This is a genomic window from Enterobacter cloacae complex sp. P42RS (assembly GCF_014930595.1).
Classification (GTDB): domain Bacteria; phylum Pseudomonadota; class Gammaproteobacteria; order Enterobacterales; family Enterobacteriaceae; genus Enterobacter; species Enterobacter bugandensis.
Genome location: NZ_JADBRK010000028.1, coordinates 17,446 through 32,689, shown reverse-complemented (window position 1 = coordinate 32,689; position 15,244 = coordinate 17,446). Strand labels below are relative to the sequence as shown.

19 protein-coding genes and 1 pseudogene are annotated in these 15,244 nt (G+C 50.7%); 14 read left to right on the top strand and 6 right to left on the bottom strand.

All coding sequences use genetic code 11. From position 1 onward, the window contains the following. The 3 genes and pseudogenes from IM314_RS22030 to IM314_RS21190 form a co-directional block, all read right to left on the bottom strand. A pseudogene (locus tag IM314_RS22030) lies at positions 1-258 on the bottom strand (hypothetical protein); the annotation flags it as partial. Continuing rightward, positions 255-1,277, bottom strand: coding sequence for a site-specific integrase (locus IM314_RS21195; RefSeq protein WP_193358383.1), 1,023 nt, complete (start codon positions 1,275-1,277; stop codon positions 255-257). The pseudogene IM314_RS22030 and the gene IM314_RS21195, both read right to left, overlap by 4 nt. 2 nt (positions 1,278-1,279) lie before the next feature. Next, positions 1,280-1,912 (bottom strand): phage repressor protein CI, encoded by a 633-nt coding sequence (locus IM314_RS21190; protein ID WP_193358382.1) that lies wholly within the window; start codon positions 1,910-1,912, stop codon positions 1,280-1,282. A gap of 116 nt (positions 1,913-2,028) precedes the next feature. On the opposite strand from IM314_RS21190, the gene IM314_RS21185 reads away from it, so the two are divergent. The 7 genes from IM314_RS21185 (at position 2,029) to IM314_RS21155 (ending at position 6,258) form a co-directional block, all read left to right on the top strand. After that, a complete protein-coding gene (locus tag IM314_RS21185) occupies positions 2,029-2,271 on the top strand; it encodes a Rha family transcriptional regulator (RefSeq protein WP_032636666.1) in 243 nt (80 codons plus the stop codon). A gap of 32 nt (positions 2,272-2,303) precedes the next feature. After that, positions 2,304-2,813, top strand: a complete 510-nt coding sequence (locus tag IM314_RS21180; RefSeq protein ID WP_000460863.1) for a phage regulatory CII family protein — start codon at positions 2,304-2,306, stop codon at positions 2,811-2,813. Positions 2,814-2,820: 7 nt separating this feature from the next. Beyond that, the gene (locus tag IM314_RS21175) at positions 2,821-3,021 is read left to right on the top strand and encodes a phage filamentation protein Fil family protein (RefSeq protein WP_074143873.1); all 201 of its coding nucleotides are present in this window, start codon (positions 2,821-2,823) and stop codon (positions 3,019-3,021) included. Beyond that, positions 2,985-3,326: a DUF5347 family protein gene (locus tag IM314_RS21170; RefSeq protein ID WP_000963476.1), complete on the top strand. Its 342-nt coding sequence runs from the start codon at positions 2,985-2,987 to the stop codon at positions 3,324-3,326. The genes IM314_RS21175 and IM314_RS21170 overlap by 37 nt, the downstream gene beginning before the upstream one ends. A gap of 67 nt (positions 3,327-3,393) precedes the next feature. Beyond that, positions 3,394-3,621, top strand: a complete 228-nt coding sequence (locus IM314_RS21165) for a DUF2732 family protein (RefSeq protein ID WP_029740052.1) — start codon at positions 3,394-3,396, stop codon at positions 3,619-3,621. After that, the gene (locus IM314_RS21160; RefSeq protein ID WP_193358381.1) at positions 3,621-3,848 is read left to right on the top strand and encodes a TraR/DksA family transcriptional regulator; all 228 of its coding nucleotides are present in this window, start codon (positions 3,621-3,623) and stop codon (positions 3,846-3,848) included. Before IM314_RS21165 ends, IM314_RS21160 begins: the two co-directional genes overlap by 1 nt. 19 nt (positions 3,849-3,867) lie before the next feature. Beyond that, complete coding sequence (locus IM314_RS21155) at positions 3,868-6,258, top strand: replication endonuclease (RefSeq protein ID WP_193358380.1); 2,391 nt, start codon at positions 3,868-3,870, stop codon at positions 6,256-6,258. A gap of 19 nt (positions 6,259-6,277) precedes the next feature. Here IM314_RS21155 and IM314_RS21150 read toward each other — a convergent pair whose 3' ends face one another. Beyond that, complete coding sequence (locus IM314_RS21150; RefSeq protein WP_001749759.1) at positions 6,278-6,505, bottom strand: hypothetical protein; 228 nt, start codon at positions 6,503-6,505, stop codon at positions 6,278-6,280. 137 nt (positions 6,506-6,642) lie between these two features. On the opposite strand from IM314_RS21150, the gene IM314_RS21145 reads away from it, so the two are divergent. The 4 genes from IM314_RS21145 (at position 6,643) to IM314_RS21130 (ending at position 9,514) form a co-directional block, all read left to right on the top strand. Beyond that, the gene (locus tag IM314_RS21145; RefSeq protein WP_001749760.1) at positions 6,643-6,831 is read left to right on the top strand and encodes a hypothetical protein; all 189 of its coding nucleotides are present in this window, start codon (positions 6,643-6,645) and stop codon (positions 6,829-6,831) included. Positions 6,832-7,195: 364 nt separating this feature from the next. Beyond that, the gene (locus IM314_RS21140; protein WP_193358379.1) at positions 7,196-8,002 is read left to right on the top strand and encodes a TIGR04255 family protein; all 807 of its coding nucleotides are present in this window, start codon (positions 7,196-7,198) and stop codon (positions 8,000-8,002) included. Positions 8,003-8,019: 17 nt separating this feature from the next. Next, on the top strand, positions 8,020-8,664 hold the full coding sequence (locus IM314_RS21135; protein WP_032707276.1) for a helix-turn-helix domain-containing protein: 645 nt from the start codon (positions 8,020-8,022) through the stop codon (positions 8,662-8,664). A gap of 10 nt (positions 8,665-8,674) precedes the next feature. Next, positions 8,675-9,514: a hypothetical protein gene (locus IM314_RS21130; RefSeq protein WP_193358378.1), complete on the top strand. Its 840-nt coding sequence runs from the start codon at positions 8,675-8,677 to the stop codon at positions 9,512-9,514. Between the two features lie 49 nt (positions 9,515-9,563). Here IM314_RS21130 and IM314_RS21125 read toward each other — a convergent pair whose 3' ends face one another. Together IM314_RS21125 and IM314_RS21120 are read right to left on the bottom strand one after the other, a co-directional pair. Continuing rightward, a complete protein-coding gene (locus IM314_RS21125) occupies positions 9,564-10,613 on the bottom strand; it encodes a phage portal protein (protein ID WP_193358377.1) in 1,050 nt (349 codons plus the stop codon). Next, a complete protein-coding gene (locus IM314_RS21120) occupies positions 10,613-12,376 on the bottom strand; it encodes a terminase ATPase subunit family protein (protein WP_193358376.1) in 1,764 nt (587 codons plus the stop codon). The genes IM314_RS21125 and IM314_RS21120 overlap by 1 nt, the downstream gene beginning before the upstream one ends. 149 nt (positions 12,377-12,525) lie before the next feature. Here IM314_RS21120 and IM314_RS21115 point away from each other — a divergent pair, with 149 nt between their 5' ends. The 3 genes from IM314_RS21115 to gpM are packed head-to-tail and all read left to right on the top strand — an operon-like array spanning position 12,526 to position 15,174. Next, positions 12,526-13,353 (top strand): GPO family capsid scaffolding protein, encoded by an 828-nt coding sequence (locus IM314_RS21115; RefSeq protein WP_193358375.1) that lies wholly within the window; start codon positions 12,526-12,528, stop codon positions 13,351-13,353. A 15-nt stretch (positions 13,354-13,368) separates the two neighbouring features. Continuing rightward, complete coding sequence (locus tag IM314_RS21110; RefSeq protein ID WP_193358374.1) at positions 13,369-14,517, top strand: phage major capsid protein, P2 family; 1,149 nt, start codon at positions 13,369-13,371, stop codon at positions 14,515-14,517. Positions 14,518-14,520: 3 nt separating this feature from the next. Then, entirely contained in the window at positions 14,521-15,174 is a 654-nt protein-coding gene (gene gpM / locus IM314_RS21105) for a phage terminase small subunit (protein ID WP_006777754.1), read from the top strand. Positions 15,175-15,244 lie beyond the last annotated feature (70 nt).

The following is a 15,244-nucleotide window of genomic DNA, read 5'->3' as shown; positions in this document are numbered from 1 at the left end:
GAATTTACTTATCTCATAAAATCGAGCATACCCATGTGCGGAAAGGACCGGGGTTTTTCCCCACCATGCAAATAACCCAAAATATATAAAGGAAACGAACGGGACACCAACGGAAACCCAAAACAATTTTTGGCGAAATAAATTCCTTTTGTCAAGTACATACCATTTTCTACAAATAATTAAAACAAATAAAATTGCGATAAATGCTGCGTATGAAGCTATGCCTGGATGGTCAGTTATGTATTTTAAATAATTCATCGCGTACCTAAATTATATAATGGATTTTTAGTTACTGCATCCTCCAAATGATCTGGAGAGAAATGCGCATAAATCATCGTCATTTTTATATCGGCATGCCCCAAGATTTCTTTAAGGACAAGTATATTTCCGCCATTCATCATAAAATGGCTGGCGAATGTATGACGCAGAACGTGAGTGCATTGACCCTCTGGTAGCTCGATACCAGCTCGCTTCACTGCCCGCTCAAAAGCTTTTCTACACGGGGTGAATAGCTTCCCTCTGTTCTTGGGTAGTTCATCGTACAGTTCCTGAGATATCGGCACGGTCCGGTTTTTTTTACCTTTGGTTTTTATGTAGGTGATGCGGAATTTCGATAACTGATGGCCCTGTAGGTTTTCGGCTTCACTCCAGCGTGCACCCGTTGCTAGGCAGATTTTTGCAATCGTCAGGAGGCTGGAACTTTGAGAATCAGCGCAGGCATCAAGCAGACGCTTTATTTCCTCTGGCGCAAGGAACGCCAGTTCACCCTCTGCGATCTTGAATGTTGGTAGCCCAGAAAGTGGGTTGGGTGCTGACCAGTGGCCCAGTTTTTTCAGCGTACCGAAAACTGATGAAAGGTTGCGTTGTTCAAGATTTACCGTTCGAGGCTTAACTGGCGACATAAGTGCGCCATCTTCATTTCGCACTTCGCCTTTTAACCGTGCTTCACGGTATTTCGTAAAGTCGCCGGCTGTCAGTTCTGAAGCAACGGGATCACCAAGGCCGTTACAAATGATGCTTAGCTTCGCCATCAAGCGTTTGGGGTCTGCAAGAGTCTGCCCGTAAAGTGAGTGCCACTGGTCAATCAATTCTGATAAACGCCGCCGATCTTCCTTTTCCCCCAGCCACGGCTTTTTGTTCACTTCATCCATGGTGAAGTTTTCGAATGCTACGGCCTCGCCTTTCGTCGCAAATTGCTTGCGCACGCGTTTACCGTCTCGCCCGTTTGGGTAGCACTCACACAACCATTTTCCGTTCGGCTGCTTCCTGATGGTCATTTTTAAACGCTCTTAATCGATTTTACAGCACGGCCCAAAATTTCAATATCATCTAAAGAGCATTCAAAAGATGATTCACCTTGTTGGACAACTAAGCGATTACCGGGAATACGCGCAAGTTTTACTATCGTTTTAATTCCATCAATATCAACAAGCCATACGCCATTAACGGGAGGCGTGCCGCTACGATCTACGAGATAGGAACCATCATCAGTGTGGATAAGCAATGGATTGGTCATGTTGCGGGGGAGCAGACTATTGTCCAATATGACTTTGCCGTGATCCACTAAGGCACCGCCATTTAGTGTGGCTTTGTCAATTTCAGGAGCCACCACCTCAGATAGTGGTTTAATGTGAGCTGGGTTCACAAAACCAAAACTATTTCCCTCCCCATTATTATCATTTTTATCCCCTTGTCCTGTCGTTAACCAGAGCAACGACACCCCAGTTTCAAGTGCACATTGGATTACCCATTCCGCTGGGAAGCTGTCGCGTAAGTATCTGTTTGCCATGGTGCTCTTTGATACTGATAGATGATCACATAGCTGCTGGCGAGAACTGAAGTTATACGCCTTGATTAGCCTGTTAATTGCTTCACGACCTCCGCTGTCATTACCAACCTTGATTGATCTCATAAGCAAAACCCTTGACGTATATAAAATGTGATCTTAATATTCTCTCAAGGTTTGAAAAACAAACCTTGACCATATAAAACGAGATAAAACGAAACTAAACTAAGAGATACTGCACTATGAGCACTGATATTTCAATTCGTGTACCAAAAGAGATGGCTACGCCTGCGGAATTCGCCGAATGGGAAGGCATTTCCCGCGGCTCTGTTTATCAAAAAATTCACCATGGTCAGCTTGCTAAATACATGGTTAAGAAAGAAAAAAATAAGGGTCGTGTAAGCCTGCGGTACCTGATGTACAAAACCGATCAGGTTCGTGAGTCCCTTGGTCATTCCAACTTCCGCGTTGTTGTTGGTCAGTAAGTTCAATTATGAGAACTTTCTAAGAGGCTCACATGTTTGATTATAAGATTTCCAAACATCCACACTTTGAAGAGGCCTGCCGGGCTTTCGCACTGCGTCACAACATGGCGAAGCTGGCAGAACGCGCGGGAATGAATGTCCAGACGCTGCGCAACAAGCTGAACCCGGACCAGCCGCATCAGCTCACACCGCCTGAAATCTGGCTGCTTACCGATCTCACTGAGGACTCCACCCTGGTTGACGGCTTCCTGGCACAGATTCACTGCCTGCCATGCGTACCGATGAACGAAGTGGCAAAAGAGAAGCTGCCGCACTACGTCATGAGCGCCACCGCTGAGATAGGGCGCGTTGCTGCCGGTGCTGTTACTGGCGATGTGAAAACCACTGCCGGACGCCGAGATGTGATCAGCAGCATTAACTCAGTGACTCGCCTGATGGCACTGGCTGCCGTTTCCATGCAGGCCCGCCTGCAGGCCAACCCCGCGATGGCAAGTGCGGTGGACACCGTAACGGGCCTTGGCGCTTCGTTCGGCATCATCTGAGGTGATTATGCTGACTAAAGAACCGTCATTCGCATCGCTTTTAGTTAAACAAAGCCAGGGTATGCACTGCGGCCATGGCTGGATTATTGGGAAAGATGGCAAGCGCTGGCACCCGTCCCGCTCTCAAGATGAACTGCTGGCAGGGCTGACCACTACCAAACGGGGGAAACCATGGCTATTGAAGGCGCTGCGGCGACTGTTCCATTAAGCCCGGGTCAACGTATGGAAGGGCTGAACCGAATAGCGGAATTAAGGGCAAATGTGTTTGGTCTGAATATCGAGCCAGAGCTTGAAAGGTTTATTAAAGATATGCGCGACCGCCGCGATATAAACCATAAGCAAAATGAACGCGCACTGGCAGCCATATTCTTTATGGCAAAAATTCCGGCAGAACGTCACGGCGTCAATATTAGTGATCTGACTACTGACGAAAAGCGGGAACTGGTTAAAGCAATGAATCATTTTCGTGCAGTGGTGAGCTTATTTCCCAAACGGCTAACCATGCCGAATTAACCCACAACAGAAATTAATGGCGTAAACCCGCCGGGCATTCTTTTGCCCAAATTCAGGAGAAAGAACAATGCAGAACGAATTACCAAAAATGTTTGTACCAGAAACCGACCAGCTTATGGCGGTGATTGATATTGCCAAACGTGAGGAGCGCAAAGGACGCGCACTCGCAGTTTCAATCCGTCTTGAGGCGCTGGCAACCCATATAACCAACAAAGGGTTAAACGGTATTGAAGCGGCTGAACTGCTGCGCCGCGAAGCAACCCGCTACGAAAACGAATCACAGGAGCTGCACTAATGGCTGACTCTATGGACCTCGTACAGCAGCGCGTTGAAGAACAGCTGCAGCGCCACATTCATACCGCGCGCAACAGGGCGCCGGGCATTTCCCGTGTGCTTTGCATCGAGTGCGATGCACCGATCCCTCCAGCGCGCCGCCGTGTCCTTCCGGGCGTGCAGTGCTGCGTAACATGTCAGGAAATCGTTGAGCTGAAAGGGAAGCATTACACCCGAGGCGCGGTGTGAGCTTCGGAGCCAGTCACTGATGTCTGAATTAATAAAAGACAAAGGCGGCCCGACCGTGGCCGCTGGGGCTTTCCCATGGAACGGCCCGAAAAAAGCACTAAACCCCTACATGGACCCGGTGGAAGTTGCGCCGGTTTCTGCGCTTTCAAACCTGATCACTCTCTATGCTGCGGATAACGAGCAGGAGCAGCTGCGCCGCGAGGCCCTGAGTAATGAGGTCTGGGAACGCTATTTCTACAATGAATCCCGTGATCCTGTTCAGCGGGAAATGGAGCAGGACCAGCTGATAAGCCGCGCCAAAATGGCCCGCGAACAGCAGCAATTTAATCCCGATCTGGTCATCGTTGCTGACGTGAGCGCCCAACCGGCGCATATCAGTAAGCCGCTGCTTGAACGGATTAAATATTTCGAGGGCCTGGGCAAGCCGAAGGCATATTCCCGCTATCTGCGTGAAACAATCAGGCCGTGCCTTGAACGCCTTGAGCGCGTGCGTACCAGCCAGGTTTCTGCGTCATTCCGTTTTATGGCGAGCCACGACGGGCTGGAGGGCCTGCTGGTCCTGCCAGAAATGAACCAGGAGCAGGTCAAGCGGTTATCTACCCTGGTGGCGGCACACATGAGCATGTGTCTGGGGGCTGCCTGCGGAGAGCTGTTTACGGATGAAGACGTTACGCCGGAAGAGATACGCCGATCATGGGAAAGGGTGGCCGCTGAGGCCATGCGCCTTGATGTTATCCCGCCTGCTTTCGAGCAGCTGCGCCGCAAAAAGCATCGTCGTAAGCCGGTCCCATACGAGCTTATCCCGGGCTCGCTTGCCCGTATGCTTTGCGCGGACTGGTGGTATCGCAAGCTGTGGCAGATGCGCTGTGAATGGCGGGAAGAACAGCTGCGCGCCGTCTGCCTGGTTAACAAAAAGGCCTCCCCGTATGTCAGCTATGAGGCCGTGATCCACAAACGCGAACAGCGCCGCAAATCTCTGGAGTTTTTCCGCTCGCATGAGCTGGTTAACGCCGAAGGTGACACGCTGGATATGGAAGAAGTGGTAAACGCCAGCAGCAGCAATCCGGCGCACCGGCGCAACGAAATGATGGCCTGCGTTAAGGGGCTGGAGCTGATCGCGGAAATGCGTGGCGAATGCGCCGTGTTCTATACCATCACCTGCCCGTCACGCTTTCACGCCACGCTTAACAATGGCAGGCCAAACCCGAAATGGACCAGTGCCACGGTCCGGCAGAGCAGTGATTACCTGGTGAATATGTTCGCCGCCTTCCGTAAGGCGATGCACAAAGCCGGGCTGCGCTGGTATGGCGTCCGCGTTGCTGAACCACACCATGACGGCACCGTGCACTGGCACCTGCTGTGCTTCATGCGCAAAAAAGACCGCAAATCCATCACCGCGCTGCTGCGTAAATTCGCCATTCGTGAGGATCGGGAGGAGCTGGGCACCAATACCGGGCCGCGCTTCAAGACTGAGCTTATCAACCCGCGCAAGGGCACGCCGACCAGCTATATCGCCAAATACATCAGTAAAAACATCGACGGGCGCGGGCTGGCCCAGGAAATCAGTAAAGAAACGGGCAGATCATTGCGCGATAACGCTGAGAACGTAAACGCCTGGGCTTCGCTGCACCGTGTCCAGCAATTCCGCTTCTTTGGTATCCCTGGCCGCCAGGCGTACCGCGAGCTGCGCCTTTTGGCCGGACAGGCTGCCAGGGTGCAGGGTGACAAGAAGGCAGGCGCGCCGGTACTGGAAAACCCGCGTCTGGATGCTGTGCTGGCCGCAGCTGATGCTGGCTGTTTTGCCACCTACATCATGAAGCAGGGCGGCGTCCTGGTTCCCCGTAAACATCACCTTGTCAGGACTGCCTACGAGCTCAACGAGGAGCCGAGCGCCTACGGCGATCATGGTGTTCGTATTTATGGCATCTGGTCCCCGATCATTGAGGGCCGGATCTGCACTCATGCAGTGAAGTGGAAAATGGTTCGGAAAGCCGTTGACCTTCAGGAGGCGACAGCCGACCAGGGCGCTAGCGCCCCTTGGACTCGTGGCAATAACTGTCCCCCTGTTAAAAATTTGAACCAATCAGGAGTTGAAGTACCGGATATTTCTTCCATGGGTGAAAAGGCGCTGCAGGATTACCTGCATGGAATGGGAAAAAAGGAACGGCGGGAGTTGGTTGCTAGGCTCAGGCTGGTAAAACCGAAGCGGAAAAAAGCATACAAACAGAGTATTTCGGAGCAGCAGCGCCTGCAGCTTCAGGCAGAACTGAGTTCTAGAGGATTTGATGCAAGTAATGCGGAAGTGGATCTGCTTTTGCGTGGCGGTAGTATCCCGTCTGGAGCAGGGCTGCGCCTGTTTTATCGGGATCAGCGTTTGCAGGAAGATGATAAATGGCGCCGGTGGTACTAAGGCGCCGTAGACTGAAGGGTTACAAGCCAGCCAGACTCTTACCGCGAATGCGGGCAACTTCATACTTCAGTTCAGCCGCCTTGGCCTCGCAGAGCCTTAAGGATTTTAGCCATTGTTCTGTTGTAGGTTTACCAAATATGTCTTCCATCACTACAACCAAGTAAAGGCAGCGGCCAGTGCCTAGTTCACCTGCAACCAGGCAGGCAGCGTTAGTTCCTGCCATAAGTTCAATACATGCTTTACGCATCGATTTTTTCCTCATTCCGTTGTCTCTTGTAAAGCATCGCACTTGAGCCATCTGTTTGAAACATAGAAAAAACAATTTACATTTGATGGGTAATTTTATACTGTGTTTATATACAGCTGTTTTGATTGGAGGGGAAAATGCAGGACTATTTTTTGGAGTCGTTGAAACTCCAGCGCATTGATTTTTTTGTGAAGCTTGTAGCGGCCAGTGAGTGCGATGATGAAGAAAAGCGGCTGGCTATCCAGTGGGTTTCGGAGCTGACTGATGAGTTGATGGCGAAAATCCGTACTCATGAGTACAACCGATCCATGGATCTCCCCAGTTAGGCATAGGAACGTTGCTGGCGTTAGGACTTGATTCTGATGCTAGCAAGGTTGAACAACGAGCGATGCGAGGCGTTAGTGCCGTTGTGCATGTCTATGCTGCATGAAAACGCATGATCGTTAGATGATCGTTTTTGCTGAGGCCTGCCAGAACTGGCGGGCTTTTGCTTATGTCATGCAGGTGCATGAAAACCCCCCCATAAAGCGGGCAGGCGTGGCGGGGCTACGAGCGCGCGCTTATGCCCTGATTTACAAAAATGGCTAGGCATAAATTGCTATGAGTGAACTTAGTAGTGGTTAAAGTGTCAACCAACATGTAAACTATCTACAGTTGATAGTTATTAATAGATATGATTAGGAGGGCGACATGAGTGACAACGTTCGTATGTCCAATGCACCCGTATATTATGTGTTAGCGCAGATAAAGTTTACGCCTGTAAAGGCGATGAAAAAGTATGTAGATGACATACAGGATGCGTTACGTTTGCAAGGCTATCCTCTCTTCGAGAGCCGAGAGTCTACGCAGCTGAAGTTTGAATTTAATACTCCTACTGAACCGGCTCAACCCGCATTTGAGATGGTCCAGCAATGGTATATGTCGGACTTGAAACGTACCTCAGGGTTTGTTTTAGGAAACGATTTCATCACATTTCATACAACAGAATACGATACACACCAACCGTTTATTAAAGAGTTAATGAAGGGTTTGGCGGTTGTGTTGGAACATCCTAAGCCAGCTTTGGTTACTCGTTTGGGCCTTAGATACTTGGATGCTGTATTGCCGGAAAATGGTGAAACTATTGAACAATACCTCTGTGAAGGCTTGCATGGTATCGATTTAGAGTTAAATCAAATTCAGTCTGTCAACGAATTAGTCTTCCAAACCAAAGTTGGACCAGTAATTGAAAATGGTTTCTTAGTTACACGTTTGCACAAAATGCATGGTCAACTTGGATTCCCACCCGACATGGTTCCAATTGGTGTTGATATGATTCAGCGCTTTAGAACTGAACATGTTCTTTGGCATGGTATTATCGATACTGATCATTATGTGGAAGGTAACCTGCCACCTGCTATTGATTTGATTGAGAAACAATTCACTTCTCTTCATAGTGTGGTAAAAGGTACGTTTAATAAAATGATATCTCAGTATGCTATTGACAAGTGGGCATAACGCCGAGGAGGTGTGATATGCGTCAATCCATGACTGGTAGTAACTATGAGACACCCGGCTTTGCACCTTTTGCTGGTGCGGCGTTTATAGTTGCATCATCTTTATTCTTAAGTAGTACAGGATCGAATTTTTCTGTTAAAGATGTTAACCAGTGGCGTGGCTATGTACAGCCTAAGGTTCAGTTCGGGTTGTCAAGATCTGAAACTGACGGTGATGTTGAAAATGATATTGTTGACGTCAGAACGATATCTGACCATTTGAACAACGTCAGAAACACGCTTGCTCCCTCTATGTCGGAACTTGCAAAAGATTTAGGTATTACTAGGCAGGCACTCTACAAATGGTTATCAGGTGAAAGTCAGCCTGATGACATGGAAAAGGCTAGCTATATCATTGAGTTGAGCCGATTGTCAGATCGTTTTAATGAAGCAGGCATTTTAAATGCGAAACTGATGGCTAAGATGAAAGCTTTTGACGGCTTCTCTATCATTGATTTGATAAAGAGAGGCGATAATTGGCAACAATCAGTAAATACCTTGATTGAAGAAGCTCGTAATCTTAAAGGCGCTGGTGTTAAAGCAAATCTGACAGGTAGTAAAGCTTCACCTACAGATGGTTGGATGTCATCAGTTTCTATCCCAGGCTCAGGAGTGAGGGAGTAAAAAGTAGTTTATGATTGACTCTGGTACAACTTGGCGCCAAGGCCAAATTCTTAGACATGAAGATGCGGTTTCCCTCGGATTAATTGCCGAAGGGGATGTACGCGTTAAAGTTGTCGTAATCAGTCATGACTGTGATCTACAGAGTGCTTCGGAACCCAAAATCGAGCTTATAGCTGGCCCTTTATTAAAAGGGGCCAGCAACTTTACCCGAGCCAAACATCCAAGAATTTTGCATTTACATTTTGAAAATGCTTCGGATGCTAACTTAAATGCTATCGAATTGAAGCATGATCATAAGCTTCGTATAGATAAAGAAAGATTCACATGTTCAGAATGTGATCCTTCTTATTCCATATCGCCAGAAGAAAAACAGGGTTTAAAACAATGGCTTGCAGCTCGATATGGGCGACCTGCATTCCCAGATGTCTTTGAAAGTAGGCTACGAGCTTTTGATACCAAAAAATTTAGATTTGAGAAAGAGCTGGCGAAGATAATCAGTCAGCATTCTAATTTTTTGATAGGTGTCTTCTTCGATTTGGGTGAAGATCGATTTGTCGATCTGGAAGAAGGTATTCCTTACGAATTAAATATCCACTTGGTTTATGACGCGATTGACGGTGGACCTGAGGCAAGGCTAGAGGCTGAGCAGGCTGTAGAGCATGTACACACTCTGTTTACTACTTATCATGGTGACCCATCTGAAAGCGAACTAATCGCTTTAATGTCATGCAATCCTGTGCCCGATACCGAATTCACCCTGTATGCTTTACGAAGAATGGATCAGTGGCGCGTAGAATATATAAGCTTAATGGGCGATGAGATTGGGGATTATCTTAACCCTTCAATTTGAAAGAGATAAGATAGCTGGGCGTTGAGTTAAAACGCCCAATATATAATTGTTAATTCCCTTCTAAATCATACCGTTGGAATTTAATTGTTTCTTCACCAATCCATTCGTTTATCTCTTTCATGCGCTCTTGAAGTGGTATCAATTCGTTACGAACGAAAACATTACTTGCCTTTTCTACATCACCAAAACCGCCCGTATTCGTTGGAATAATCCCCATCAGCTGCGGCGGTACGCGGTGAGCTGCCAGCATGTCATCACGGCTCACATTCTTGATGTTAAGAAACTCGTCTTTCGCTGCGACTTCTGACAGCGGGATGATCTGAATGCCGTCTTTCTTGCCGTTCGGGCTGTACATAAATAGGTTGCGGAAGTTGCCTGGCCCTTTCGATTTTTTAAGTGCTTCGCGTATGTTGTCCACGTCTTTCTGATCGGCGGCGGGGTCGCTCATGTACATGATGAAACCAGCATGGCTACCGTTAAGGTAGTATTTACGGCGAAAGAGCGTGGCCGATTCATTCAGCAGGGCGGAGGGAATGGCGGAGAGGTATTCCGGCATTCCGTAAAGCTCCTGGTTAACGTCGGGTTCCATCAGGTGAAACACGCTTCCCTCATTGAACTGATAGGGCTGTGAGTTGTAGCCATACTGTGCAAACCAGTAGGTGTCCGGGTCAATGCCACGACGGGTATATTTGGCAAGCGAGGCGCGCAGCTCCATGATCTGCCCTAACCGATTCATGCGTTTTTCAAGGTAGGCGTTACCAAATACCAGAAAGTCCTGGGCGAACCGGGAAAAGGCTTGTTTAGACAGCCAGCGGTGAGGGATGAAGGTACTGGTAAGAATATTGCGTTTTACCTGAATGGCGCTGGAGTGATGTACAGCGGCGCGGTAAGTCCGCGCCAGGCCATCCATGCTGATCGGTGGTTCGTACCAGCGGTCCACCTGCACGCACTCCAGGTAATCAAATAATTCCCGGCGGTCCATAACGGGGATCGGATCGCCAAACGTAAACGCCTCCGCATGTGCATTGCTGACCATGTTGGCCGTATCGGCGGCGGTCTTGCTGCGCGGTGCCTTGCTGCGGTTTTTGCGGTTAGCCATTAAAAAATCTCCACGATGTTGCTGGTACTGGCGGAGGCTCCTGCCAGTGGTTCGTTATAAAGTGCGTGCATGGTTGCCCAGGCTAAATCCGCGTGGCTGGCTTCCTCTGTGCGGGCTGCTTCGTAGGTTGGCCGGTTGCCGCTGGCAGTGGTTGAACGGCGAATGGACATAAAGGACTGCGCGATATCCAGCATTCCCGCGTCAAACTCCAGACGGCGCCCGCTGATGATGTCGTAGGCTTTAAGCACCAGGGCATTTTTTACGGTCGGGTTGTAAACAAACTCACGCGCGGCAGGGAAGAACTGCTTAACCGTTTTGTAAACGCCATCGCCAACGCCGGTCGAGTCAATGCCGATGTAGGTCACGTTGTAGCGTCTGGTGATTTCCTCAATCGCTGAGGCCTGGGCGCGGAAGTCCATCCCGCGCCACTGGTGACGCTCAAGGATACGGAATTTACCGCCGGGGACGACCGGAGGCGCAATGACCACGCAACCGGCGCTGTCACCGTTCTGAGTTCCTTTTGCCGGGTCATAGCCGATCCAGACAGGGTGGTATGCAAACGGACGCATTAAAAGCGGTTCGAAATCGTCCCACACATCCCAGCTGTCAACCATGCAGGACTGCAGCAAGGCCAGCGGGAACACTGACGCCAGGTCGTCAACGAACTGACACATCAGCAGGTTGTTATATTCGTCCGGGCTGTACTCCAGGCGCAGCTGGTCAAGGTCGAAAAGGTTACACCCGCCGTTTACGGCATCTTCAATGGTGACTATCTGGCGGTACTGGCCGTCAGGGCATAAAAGGCCGTGCGCCAGGCTACTGTGAGAAATGTCAAATTCTACCCTGTCGGCTTTCGGGCGCCCTTTATTGAACAGGGCGCCGGACCAGAACGGGTAGGCGCTGTGCGTCAGGCTGGAAGGGGTAGAGAAATAGGTCTGACGCCATTTTTTGTGCAGCGCCATACCGGAGGCCACCTTGCGCAGCTCTTGGAATTTCGGTATCCAGAAATACTCATCAAGATACAGATTGCCGTGATAGCTCTGCGCGGTACGGGCATTTGTACCGAGGAAGTAAAGACACGCGCCGTTAGGCAGCACCATCGGATCGCCTTTCAGTTCAACGTCCACCTCTTTTGCAAAGTCGATGATGTACTGTTTAAAAATGTGTGCCTGAGCTTTACTCGCTGACAGAAAGATTTGATTTCTCCCCGTGGTGAGCGCGTCTATCAACGCTTCACGGGCGAAATAGTAGGTTGCACCGATCTGGCGTGACTTTAAGATGTTGCGAATACGGTGCTTGATGCCAGCATCCCACCAGTGGCGCTGGTACTCGAACATACCGGCACGGAAAATATCTTCCAGCTTTTCGATCTGCTCGTCGGTAAACAGGTTTTTTTCCGGCGGCTTGCGCGGGCCTTTATTGCGGTTCGCTACGTTGGGATTCAGGTCTGCTTCATTCCCGCCGTTGTTAAATTTGCCGATCCTGGCCTGTCGTTCTGACTGACGCGCCAGCAGGTCAATTTCTTTAAAGTCCTTTCCTTCCTTCTGCTCCTTCATGACGAGCTGGCAGTAACGTGCGGCGGTGGTGAGCTGCATCTGATCCAGTGGACCATATTCGCCCCACTTATCGCGTTTTTTCCAGCTGTGAACGGTTGCAACTTTCTCGCCCAGCATTTCAGCAATGCGGGCTACGCGGTATCCCTGAAAGTACATCAGCATTGCCTGACGACGGGGATCGAGGTCTGCGGGAGTCAGTGTTGTCATGGCACAAACATACGGCCTCAAATCAGCACTTTCCCCGGCTTCGCATTGTGTGGGAGTTCGCACAAGCCCAACGCGTTGTTTACACGCGCCTATCACCGCAAACATAAGGCTCTGAACGTGTTACGAACTAACTAACCGGAGCCGGACCGATGGCAAAAAAATCTAAGCGTTTTCGTATTGGGGTCGAAGGGGCCACTACTGACGGGCGCGTTATTGAGCGTGAATGGCTCACCCAGATGGCAACGAGCTATAACCCGCAGGTATACACCGCGCTGATCAATATGGAACACATCAAGGGCTTCACCCCTGATGGGCCTTTCCGTCGTTTTGGCATGGTTGAAAAGCTGGAAGCGGAAGAAATCACCGAAGGGGCTTTGTCCGGGAAGATGGCGCTGTATGGCTGGATTGCCCCGACGGACGATCTGGTCACCATGACCGGTAACTGGCAGAAGCTTTTCACCTCAATGGAAGTTAACACCAGCTTTGCCGATACCGGCTCCGCTTATCTGGTTGGTCTGGCGGTTACTGACGATCCGGCAAGCCTCGGCACTGAAATGCTGCAGTTCAGCGCCAGCGCAGAACATAACCCCCTGGCGCGCCGCAAGCTGGACAAAGACAACCTGTTTACCGCTGCTCTTGAAACGCTGATCGAGTTTGAGGACGTGCCGGAAAAAACCAGCCTGTTTACCCGCGTGAAAGAGCTGCTGTCCCGCAAAGGCGCCGATGATAACGCCCGCTTTGCTGATGTGAATCAGGCTGTCGAAACCATCGCGCGTGAGCATCAGACGCTGGCGGAGCAGGTCAGCACCCATCAGACCGATTTCAGTAACAAGCTGAGCGATATGCAAAAGGTTGTTGATGAGACAACCAGCGCACTCTTCACCCTGCGTGAGCAGCTTTCCACTCAGGACAGCCGCAGCGAACGCCGCCCTAATGCGACCGGCAATAACGGCGCAGAACAAACCACCGATTGCTGACGGAGCAAAAGCACAATGAAAAAAGAGACACGTTTTAAATTCAACGGCTATCTGACGCAGCTCGCCAAACTCAACGGCGTATCTGTGAGCGATATCGCCTCGAAATATACGGCTGAGCCGTCAGTGGCGCAGACGCTGGAAAAGAAAATCCAGGAGTCTTCCTCGTTCCTGAAGAAAATCAACATTATCCCGGTTGATGAGCAGTCCGGCGAGCGTCTGGGGCTGGGTATTGGTTCCAGTATTGCCGGAAATACTGATACCACCCAGAAAGACCGTGAACCCGTTGATCCGACTTACATCGACGGTGAAGGGTACAAGTGTACCCAGACCAACTCTGATACGGCGCTGCCCTATGCGAAACTGGATTTATGGGCCAAATTCCAGGACTTCCAGACGCGCATCCGTGACGCCATCATTACCCGCCAGGCGCTTGACCGCATCATGATCGGCTTCAACGGCGTGAAGCGTGAAAAAACGTCAGACCGCGCGACCTATCCACTGCTGCAGGATGTGAATATCGGCTGGCTGGAAAAAATCCGCCAGGAGAAACCCGTTCAGGTGATGGATAAGATCGTGTCCGAAGGCGAGGTTATTTCTCAGACTATCCGTGTCGGTAAAGGCGGTGATTTCCTGAATCTGGACGCGCTGGTTATGGGCGCCGTGAATGAGAAAATCGCGCCGTGGTATCAGGACGATACGGAGCTTGTGGTTATCGTCGGGCGCCAGTTGCTGGCGGATAAATATTTCCCGATCGTCAACCGTGACCAGCCAAACAGCGAAACGCTGGCGGCGGATCTTATCGTCAGCCAGAAGCGTATCGGCAACCTCCCGGCCGTTCGTGCGCCGTTCTTCCCGGCGAATGGCATGCTGATCACCCGCCTGGATAACCTGTCTATTTACTGGCAATCAGGCTCCCGCCGCCGTTCGGTCATCGACAATCCGAAGCGTGACCGCGTGGAGAACTTCGAGTCCGTTAACGAGGCGTATGTTGTCGAAGATTACGACGGCGTTTGCCTGGTTGAGAACATCGAACTGTTGCCCGTGCAGGCAGGTGGCAATGCCAGCCCAGCGCTGACAACTGAAACCATCCAGGAAATCGTCACGGCAGCGGTGAAAGGCGCGCTTGATGCGCAGGCAGCTGGCGGTGCTGGCGCCGGAGCGTGATAAATGAATCCGTTCCGTGCTCACACTCAGTATGTACAGGCACAGGATGCCGCCCGGCAGGGCGGCAGTAATGCCAGCCTGACGGGCTACAACCAGATGCTGTTACAGCTGACAGAACACCGCAGGCGCCTTAAAACCGTCCAGTCAAATGAGCGCAAGGCTCAGCTCAAACGTGAGTTTCTTCCCGCTTATGCCTCATGGATTGCCGGTTTACTGGATGCTGACGCGTCAGGCCAGGACGACGTGGCGATGTACGTCATGATCTGGCGCATTGATGCCGGAGACTATACCGGCGCGCTGGACATTGCCCGCCATGCCATTAAACACGGCTGGGTCCTGCCGCAGCGATTCAACCGGACCTGCGGGACCGCTGTTGCGGAAGAGTTTGCCGACGCGGCAATGCGCGCTTTTTCTGCCGGTGAATCATTCAGTGCCGCCATTCTTACCCAGGTGCTCGATATCGTTGAAGGTCAGGATATGCCGGATCAGTCCCGCGCCCGACTTCATAAGGCGATGGGCTACGCGCTGCGGGATAACGATCAGGCAGTGGCGGCACTTAACCATCTGAAGCGTGCCCTGCAGCTGGATAACAGTTCTGGCGTCAAAACCGAAATCAACAAGCTTGAAAGCCGATTGCGACAGGCAATGTCGGCTTAACCAATCGTGCCAACGCGCGGGGCGGCACGGGGTGGCGACAGGCTTTATGCCGCGTCAAAACCCCGTCCAC